This is a genomic window from Stenotrophomonas sp. GD03777 (genome assembly GCF_029842485.1).
Taxonomy (GTDB): domain Bacteria; phylum Pseudomonadota; class Gammaproteobacteria; order Xanthomonadales; family Xanthomonadaceae; genus Stenotrophomonas; species Stenotrophomonas sepilia.
Genome location: NZ_JAOCGL010000050.1, coordinates 21,022 through 29,707, shown reverse-complemented (window position 1 = coordinate 29,707; position 8,686 = coordinate 21,022). Strand labels below are relative to the sequence as shown.

General features: G+C 67.4%; 7 protein-coding genes. 2 read left to right on the top strand and 5 right to left on the bottom strand.

The features are described from left to right. From N5E02_RS12240 to N5E02_RS12230, 3 genes are all read right to left on the bottom strand, one after another. The coding region (locus N5E02_RS12240; RefSeq protein WP_279946303.1) for a methyltransferase domain-containing protein at nucleotides 1-427 on the bottom strand (427 nt) is incomplete at its 3' end. 4 nt (nucleotides 428-431) lie between these two features. Beyond that, nucleotides 432-1,049, bottom strand: coding sequence for an SGNH/GDSL hydrolase family protein (locus N5E02_RS12235; RefSeq protein ID WP_005419202.1), 618 nt, complete (start codon nucleotides 1,047-1,049; stop codon nucleotides 432-434). Between the two features lie 3 nt (nucleotides 1,050-1,052). Continuing rightward, nucleotides 1,053-2,327 (bottom strand): pyridoxal phosphate-dependent aminotransferase, encoded by a 1,275-nt coding sequence (locus N5E02_RS12230; protein WP_005419200.1) that lies wholly within the window; start codon nucleotides 2,325-2,327, stop codon nucleotides 1,053-1,055. A gap of 114 nt (nucleotides 2,328-2,441) precedes the next feature. Here N5E02_RS12230 and rsgA point away from each other — a divergent pair, with 114 nt between their 5' ends. Continuing rightward, nucleotides 2,442-3,551 carry a ribosome small subunit-dependent GTPase A gene (rsgA, locus tag N5E02_RS12225; RefSeq protein ID WP_065196455.1) on the top strand — a complete coding sequence of 370 codons (1,110 nt, stop codon included), beginning with the start codon at nucleotides 2,442-2,444 and terminating at the stop codon, nucleotides 3,549-3,551. A 183-nt stretch (nucleotides 3,552-3,734) separates the two neighbouring features. Then, nucleotides 3,735-4,988 (top strand): flavohemoglobin expression-modulating QEGLA motif protein, encoded by a 1,254-nt coding sequence (locus N5E02_RS12220; protein WP_279946302.1) that lies wholly within the window; start codon nucleotides 3,735-3,737, stop codon nucleotides 4,986-4,988. 446 nt (nucleotides 4,989-5,434) lie between these two features. On the opposite strand, the gene N5E02_RS12215 is transcribed toward N5E02_RS12220, so the two are convergent. Both N5E02_RS12215 and phbB read right to left on the bottom strand, forming a co-directional pair. Beyond that, the gene (locus N5E02_RS12215; protein ID WP_139727639.1) at nucleotides 5,435-7,732 is read right to left on the bottom strand and encodes a TonB-dependent receptor; all 2,298 of its coding nucleotides are present in this window, start codon (nucleotides 7,730-7,732) and stop codon (nucleotides 5,435-5,437) included. A gap of 202 nt (nucleotides 7,733-7,934) precedes the next feature. Then, complete coding sequence (phbB, locus tag N5E02_RS12210) at nucleotides 7,935-8,675, bottom strand: acetoacetyl-CoA reductase (RefSeq protein ID WP_005419193.1); 741 nt, start codon at nucleotides 8,673-8,675, stop codon at nucleotides 7,935-7,937. Nucleotides 8,676-8,686: the final 11 nt, after the last annotated feature.

Sequence of the window (8,686 nt, the reverse complement as noted above, 5' to 3'; positions counted from 1 at the left end):
CCGCGTCCAGGTACTGCAGCACATCCAGCAACAGGACGTGTCCAGGCTGCGCCGGCAGTGGCGCCTGCACGTCCAGGCAGTCGAAGCGCACAGCGTGCAGGCCGGCGGCGGCACGCTGGGCACGGGTGATCTTGCCGGCATCCACGTCCACGCCGAGGTAGGGGTGGGTGCCGCTGCGCTGGCGCAGCACGTGGGCGAACAGGCCCAGCCCGCACCCCAGGTCCAGTAAGGGTTGCCCGTCGTCGGGCAGATGCTGCAGCACGCCGTCATACAGCGGGTCGCTGCCGAGCTTGCCGCGGGTGTAGTAGTAGTCGCGGCGGCTGCCCCAGGCCCGTGCCGGGCGGAACGCTTCGGCGATCGCGCGGGCCTGCGGGGCGGTCAGCGGTGTGCAGGGCAGGGGCGGGCCGTTCCGTGGCGTACCATCCATCGTGTCAGTCCGTGCCACCGAGCAGGTGTGCGGCGACCGGCAGCGCGCGCGCGCTCCACAGTGCGTACATCCGCGCCGACGGGTGCAGGCCGTCTTCGGCGATCATTGCCGGGTTGTCACCCTGGTCACGGCTGATGTCGGTGATGTCGACGAAGGCCACGTCCTGCTGGGTGCTGATCACCTCGGCCGCTGCGTTGAACTCGTCGGTCTCGATCTCGATGGTGGCCAGGTCGCGGCCGCTGCCGGCACCGAACGGCGTCGCGCCCCAGTCGGGGAAGGACAGCACCAGCACACGCCCGGGGCGGCCCCCGGCAAAGCCGATCGCCCGCTGAAGCAGGGCCTGGAACTGTACGCGGTACTCGTCCAGCGGCCGGCCGCGGTACTGGTTGTTGACGCCGATCAGCAGGCTGACGAAATCGAACGGACCCTGGGGTGCGGCCGCATCGATGCCGGCGTCCAGCTCGTCGGTGGTCCAGCCGGTGGTGGCGATGGTCTGAGGGTCGGCCAGCGCCACATCCTGCGCACGCAGGGCGGCGGCCAGCTGGTGCGGCCAGCGGCCTTCGACGGCAACGGCTTCTCCGACGGTGTACGAGTCGCCCAGCGCCAGGTAGGACAGCGCCACCGCTCAGGCCACCGAACGGCGCGGCTTCAGCGGCACGACCTTGGTCGCGTCCTCGGCACGCCGGGCCAGCACGCGGTCGATGCGGGCGAACACATCGCGCATCACCGAGGCTTCCGGCAACAGGGTCACGCGGAAATGATGGCGGTAGGGCACGTTGAAGCTGGAACCCGGTACCACCAGCACGCCTTCGTTGTTCATCAGGTCCAGCGCGAAGTTGTGGTCGTCAAAGCCCTTGGCAGCGGCACCGACCACGGCCGGGAACGCATACAGCGCACCGGCCGGCGCGACCAGCGACAGGTGCTCGCTGGCTTCGCAGGCGTCGATCACCGCACGGCGGGTTTCATACAGGCGGCCACCCGGGGTGCACAGTTCGGAGATGGTGTCCGGGCCGTTCACTGCGGCCTCGATGGCGTACTGGCCCGGTACGTTGGCGCACAGGCGCAGCGCGCCCAGCAGGTCCAGCGCGGCGCGGAAGTCGCCCAGGCGCGCGTCGTCGCCGCTGAGGTGGGCCCAGCCCACGCGCCAGCCGCAGGCACGGTGCACCTTGCTCAGGCCGCTGAAGGTCAGGCACGGATGGTCGCCGGCCAGCGGCGCGACCGGCTGGAACACCGCATCGTCGTACAGGATCTGGTCGTAGATCTCATCGACCAGCAACAGCAGGTTGTGGCGTCGTGCGATCTCGACCACGCGCTCCAGCAGTTCGCGCGGGTAGCTGGCGCCGCTGGGGTTGTTCGGGTTGATCAGCACGATGGCGCGGGTGCGTGACGACACCAGTGTCTCGATCTCGCTCGGGTCCGGCTGGAAGCCGTTTTCGGCGGCGCAGCGGTAGTACACCGGTCGGCCATCGTTGAGGATGGTGGAGGCCGACCACAGCGGGTAGTCCGGCGACGGCACCAGCACCTCATCGCCCGGATTGAGCAGTGCGCGCAGCGACAGGTCGATCAGCTCGCTGACACCGTTGCCGACGAACACGCGGTCCGGGTGTGCATCCGGTGCGCCGCGGCGGGCGTAGTAATCGGCGATGGCTTCACGCGCCACCGGCAGGCCCTGCTGGTGGGTGTACGGGTCGGTGCGGCCCATGTCGTCGGCGATCGCGCGCTGCAGGTGCTCGGGTGCGCGGAAACCGAAGTTGCCCGGGTTGCCGATGTTGAGCTTGATCAGCTTGCGGCCCTGCGCCTCCAGCTCCCGCGCTCGCCGGGCCAGTTCTCCGCGGATCTCGTAGCGCACTTCGGAAAGGCGCTCGCGGATGGCCAGGGGCTTGGGCGAAAGGGTGGACATGGGGGCTGGGCCGTCAAAAGGCATGGGGATTCCATCCTACCGGAATTGCTGCAGTGCATGGCAACGGCTCCGCGCCTGCCATTGCTGGGCTGGCCGGGGGCCGTCACAGGTAGAATGGCGGCGATGACCCAGACCCCCGATTTCATCGCCCTGCAGACCATCGGCTGGCCCTGGCCGGGCCCGGCGCAGCAGGCCGACTGGCAGGCCATGATGGCCGCGCACCCGCAGGCCCGCCCGGCGCGGGTGATCGAGCAGCACCGGACCCATTACGTGGTGGCCGATGGCCCGGATGCGGCGATCAAGGCCGAGTCACTGCCGGAATGGCAGCGCCCGCGCTTTCCCAGCCACGAGCGGCCGGCCGTGGGCGACTGGGTGCTGCTGGACGGCATCCGCATCGTTGCGCTGCTGCCGCGTCGCACCGCGATCAAGCGTGGCGCGGCGGGCGAGCACTACCACCAGCAGGTGATCGCAGCGAACATCGATACGGTGTTCATCGTTTGTGGCCTGGATGCCGACTTCAATCCGCGCCGCATCGAGCGCTACCTGCTGCTGGTCGGCGGTGGCGGCGCCGAACCGGTGGTGGTGCTGACCAAGGCCGACCAGACCGAGTACAGCGAGGATGCGCTGGCGGTGCTGGAAGAACTGGAGATGCAGGGCATCGCGTTGCATGCGATCAACGGCCTGGATGCCGACAGTGTGGCGGTGCTGCAACCGTGGCTGGGCCCGGGCCGCACGGTGGTGCTGGTGGGCTCCTCCGGTGCCGGCAAATCCACGCTGACCAACACCCTGCTCGGCGAGCAGCGGATGAAGACCAACGCGGTGCGTGCCAACGATTCGCGCGGCCGCCACACCACCACCCATCGCGCGTTGATGCCGCTTCCGACCGGCGCCTGCCTGATCGACACCCCCGGCATGCGCGAGCTGAAACCGACCGGCGAAGAAACGCTGTCCGAAGGTGGCTTCGCCGACATCGAAGCGCTGGCCACGCAGTGCCGTTTCAACGACTGCAAGCACCAGCAGGAACCGGGCTGTGCTGTCCGCGCAGCGATCGACGCTGGCGAGATCGAAGAGAGCCGGCTGCTGAACTACTTCAAGCTGAAGGAAGAAGTGGCTGCCGCTGCCGCCAAGCTGGCGGTGCGCCAGGCCGAGACCGCGCAGGAACGTGGCGGCAGGAAGGGCAAGGGCCAGCAGTTCCGCCCGGCCGCCAAGCCGCGCCGGCGCTGATGGGTGTCGGGGTCGGATCCCATTGCCTCGCAATGGGCTCCGACCCCTGTATTGAACCCGCGTCTGCCTGCTTCGGGTGGGTGCCAACCTTGGTTGGCACGAATCTGTCCGCAGCCCGCCGTCGGCGCATGCCAACCAAGGTTGGCACCTACCAAAGCAAGGGCAGGGCGCTATAGTCCGCCCATGGAACCGACCGCGACGCTGGACCATGAGGTGGCCCACCATGCAGCGCTCGATGCGCGCCTGGTCGAGGCCGTGGGAGGCATCCGCCTGCTGGGGCTGACCAGCTGGCCGGCCACGCTGCAGGCACCGTTCCTGGACAGCGTGGCACGTGGCCAGCCGGTGCTGCCGAAGGTGGATTACCCACGGCTGGACTTCAGCGAAGAACGTCGCGCGCTGGCTGTGATCGCCGCTGACTGCGATGACAGCCATCCGCTGGGCCACTACGTGCGGCAGTCGGCACAGAGCTGGGACCTGGCCGCGCAGCTGCTTGAGGGGCTGGGCACTGCCGCCGTCGATACCTGTTCGGTGCAGCTGTTCGGCGCGCCCGAGCAGCCGCTGCCGGGCAATGGCCCGAGTACGCGCGACGCGGCGCGCCACTTCATCCAGATTGCCGCCGAACTGGACCACGAACTGCTGGCACCGGAAGAGCAGGTACCGGTCTCGGCCATCGCCCTGCAACTGCAGTTGCAGAACGACCTGGATGCGTTCTTCGAATCGCGCATCATCCAGGTGCAGCTGGATCCGGAGCTGGTGTCCAAGGCGGCTGCCGGCCCGACCCGTATTCGACTGCGCACCAGTGCCCGCTTCAGCGCCTACGACCGCGCGCAGCTGTTCCACCACGAAGCGCTGGTGCATTCGCTGACCGCATTGAACGGCCGCGAACAACCGGTGTTGCCCAGCCTGGCGTTGTCGTCGCCGCGGGTGACGGCCACCCAGGAAGGGCTGGCGACGTTTGCCGAGCAGATCACCGGCAGCATCGACATCGAGCGCCTCAAGCGCATCAGCCTGCGTACCGAAGCGATTGCCATGGCACGCGAAGGCGCCGACTTCATCGAGGTGTTCCGCTACTTCTGCGACGCGGGACAGAACGCGGAAGAGAGTTTCGCCTCGGCGCAGCGCGTGTTCCGCGGCGTGCCGCCGAGTGGCGGCCTGGCCTTCACCAAGGACACGGTGTACCTGCGCGGCCTGGTGTCGGTGCACACCTTCTTCCGCCACATGCTGGCCGAGGACCGCCTGCAGGTCTGCCGCTGGTTGTTCGCCGGCAAGATGAGCCTGGCCGATGCGATCGCGTTCGCACCGTTGTTCGAGGCGGGGGTGCTGAAGCCACCGCGCTGGCTGCCGCATTGGGTGAGCCGGGCGAATGGGCTGGCCGGCATGCTGGCGTTTTCGCTGTTTGCCAACCGGATACGGATGGACCAGCTGGCGCCGGAATGAAATGCGTTGGCGGGATGATGCGCTGGCGCCTCGATTGATATCGCTGGGCGGCGGTGGCGCACCCTGGCCAGGACACGCCGTAAACCCATCCATGGGGGCTCGATCGGCGCATCCATGCGCCTCACGGTCCTGGCCAGGGTGCGCCACCGCCGCCAGACAGTTTCCCGCGCGGGCGGCAGCACATCACCGCGCCGAAGGGATTGCGCTTGAAAATCTTGAAAAGCAAAGAGCCGGGCAATGCCCGGCTCTTTGCTCTTGCTCTTCTTTGTCCTCCGCACCGTGGCGCGGGAAACCGTCGAGCAGGGTCGGATGGGCCGGCGCAGGACCGTTGGCGCCATGGATGGCGCCATCGAGCCCCCATGGATGGGTTTACGGCGTGTCCTGCATGGGCCTGCCTACCCACGCCATGCAGGAACAATCAACGCGCCGCAGCGCCCGCTTTTGACTTAGAACTCCGCCGCCACCGTCATGAACAGCTGCCGCGGTGCGCTCGCATGGATCGCATAGCGCGTGCCCTTCGGATCGGTCGGTGCGAACGAGCTCAGCTGGCCGGCGTAGCGCTTGTTGGTCAGGTTGGTCGCATTCAACGACACCCGAACGTTGCGCAGGCCCAGGCCCGGGCCGAAGTCGTAGCCTGCACCGGCGTCGAAGGTGGTCACCCCCGGCACCGACTGGTCGTTGGTGTAGGTGTAGTAGCGCTTGCCGGTGTACTTGGCACGCAGGCTGGCGAAGAAGCCATCGCGGTTCCAGCTGATCTCGCTGGAGGCCATGCGCTGCGGCGTATCCACCGTGATCTTGCCGGCCACCGGCACGATCGCGCCGCCCGAGGTGTAGTCATCCTCGTAGGTGGTCTTGTTCCAGGACAGCGCGTTGTACCACTGCAGGCCGTCGATCGGCTTGAGGATGAAGGTCAGTTCCGCGCCGTGGCTCTTCACCGAACCGACATTGATGAAGCGCGTTACGCACTCCGGACGCGTGCCGACTTCGATGCTGGAACACGGGTTCAGCGACAGCAGGCGGTTGTCGAACTTCACGTTGTAGGCCGCGATCGAGGCCTGGTACTTCTCGCCGAAGGTACGGAAGCCGGCTTCCAGGCTCTTGGACTTCTCCGGCTCCAGGCCGGCGCTGGCTGCGAACGATTCCGGCGACACCTGCAACGGGCCACCGCTGCCGCCACCGACGAAGGCGGCGATGTTCTCGGCGTACGAGGCGAACAGTTCATTGTTGGCGTTGAGCTTGAAGCCCAGGCCCACCTGCGGCAGCACCGACTTCTTGGCGGTCAGCGTGCCCGAAGCGATGCTGGTTTCCACGCCCGGCTGGGCGGTGGCGCGCATGCGGGTGTTCGGGCTCTTGATGCCCACGTCCACGGTCAGGCGCTGGTCGAGGAAGCGCATGCGGTCCTGCACGTAGAACTGGCGCGTGCGGATGTCGAAATCCTGGTTGAACAGCAGGCGGTCCGGGTTCTTCAGGTACAGGTCGTCCAGGAACGGGCCGCTGATGTAGTAGAAGTTGCGCGACACGTTATGGTCGTTCTGCTCGTACCACAGGCCGGCCTCCAGTTCGTGGATGCCCACCGTCCACGACAGCGCGGCGGTCACACCATCGCGGTTGATCGTGTAGTTGGTGCTGCGGATCGAAATCGGCAGCATCCTGTCGGTGCCCGGGTAGGACGGCTGGCCCGGTGCCCACCAGTGGCCCTGGCCACGGTTGTCGTGGTGGTAGGCCAGCAACTTCAGGCGACCCTGCTCGCCCAGGCGCAGGTCGGCATCGACCGAATAGAGGTTGTCGTCGCGAAGTGCACGGCTCTGGTAGTACGCATCGTCGATGCTGTTGACGCCGCCGCTGAACCTGCAGCGCGCCTTGTTGTAGGTGCCCGGCGCGCAGTACGCAGCAGCGACGGCGCGGTCCCAGTCCGGTGCGTAGATGTTCCAGTCATAGCCCAGGCCGCGGGCCAGCATGTCCTTGGACAGGTAGGCGTAGTTGGCCTGGCTGGCGCGCGAGGTCGCCACGAACGCACCGAAACGGTGGTCGCCGATATTCCACACGGCCTTGGCGTTGAACTGGCGGGTGGTCTGGTTCTGGTACGGCGCGGCCCACATGTCCTGGTCCTGGTGCACGCCGGACACATAGGCCGAGAAGCCGTTGAGGTCGCCGGTGTCCACGCGCAGGTAGCCACGGCGCTGGTTGTTGTCGCCGACGGTGACGCTGGCGCGGCCACCGAATTCAGTGGACGGGTCCATCGAGAAATACTGGATGGTGCCGCCCAGGTTGCTGGTCGAAGCCACGCCCAGCGAACCGATGCCCTGCGACAGCTCGGCACCGGCCAGGTTCTCGGCAATGATCGCGCGGGCAATGCTCAGGCCGTTGTAGTTGCCGTAGCTGTTGTCACCCAGCGGGATGCCGTCCAGCGTGTAGCCGAGGCGGCTCTTGTCGAAGCCACGCAGGCTGATGGTCTGCGATTCCTCATTGGCACCGAAGGCATCGTTGGACTGCACCGACACGCCCGGCAGGCGGTCGAGGATCTTCTGGCCACTGGTACCCGGCGGCAGCACCTGCTTGTCGACGGTGGTGATGCGCTGCACCTGGCGGGTCTCGCCCTGGCCGATCACGGAGACGGTGTCCAGCGTCTGCGCGCTCAGCGCGGCATCGGTGCTGGCGCCGGTATCGGCGGCGGTGGCGGCATGGGCGCTGGTGGCGGCGGAGAGCGCGATCGCCACGGCGATCGTCAGGTGTCGGGTCTGCATGGTGGTCCGTTGCATGGGGGGTGGTCACCGGCACACGTGCGCGGTGCATGGCCACTATGCGAACGGAACATGAAACCTTCTTTACGAAAAACCAACGAACGACGCAGGCGCCCGTGCGTGTCCTGCTACCAGATGGAAAAAGGGGCCGGATCCCCCTCGCGAACGAAGATTCACCGGCCCCGCGCACTCCGTGGGGGAGGGCTCAACCCATGTACAGGCCACCGTTGACCGGATAGTCGGCACCGGTCACGTACGAGGCTTCATCCGAGGCCAGCCACGCGCACAGGCCGGCCACTTCCTCGGGCCGACCCAGCCGGCGCACCGGCACCGAGGCGGCCAGCCGATCCAGTACATCCGGCGGGAAGCTGCTGATCGCCTGGCTGGCGATGTAACCCGGCGACAGCGTGTTGACGGTGACCCCGCGCGAGGCCACTTCGGCGGCCAGTGCACGGCTGAAACCGTGCATCGCGGCCTTGGCGGTGGCGTAGTTCACCTGGCCGATCTGGCCCTTGTGGGCGCTGACCGAACCGATGTTGATGATGCGGCCCCAGCCGCGCGTGGCCATGCCATCGACCACCTGCTTGGTCAGGTTGAACAGCGCATTGAGGTTGGAGGCGATCACCGCGTTCCAGTCTTCCACCGTCATCTGCCGGAAAAGAAGGTCGCGGCTGCCGCCGGAGTTGTTGACCAGCACGTCCACTTCACCGACTTCTGCGCGGACCTTGGCGAACGCGGCGCTGGTCGAGGCCCAGTCGGTGGCGTTGCCTTCGGAGGCGATGAAGTCGAAGCCCTGTTCGCGCTGCTCGCGCAGCCAGTTGGCCTTGCGCGGCGAGTTCGGCGCGCAGCCGGCAACCACGGTGTGGCCGCTGCGGGCCAGGCTCTGGCAGATGGCAGTGCCGACACTGCCCATTCCACTGGTGACGTAAGCGATTCGAAGCGTCATTGCAGAAGGCT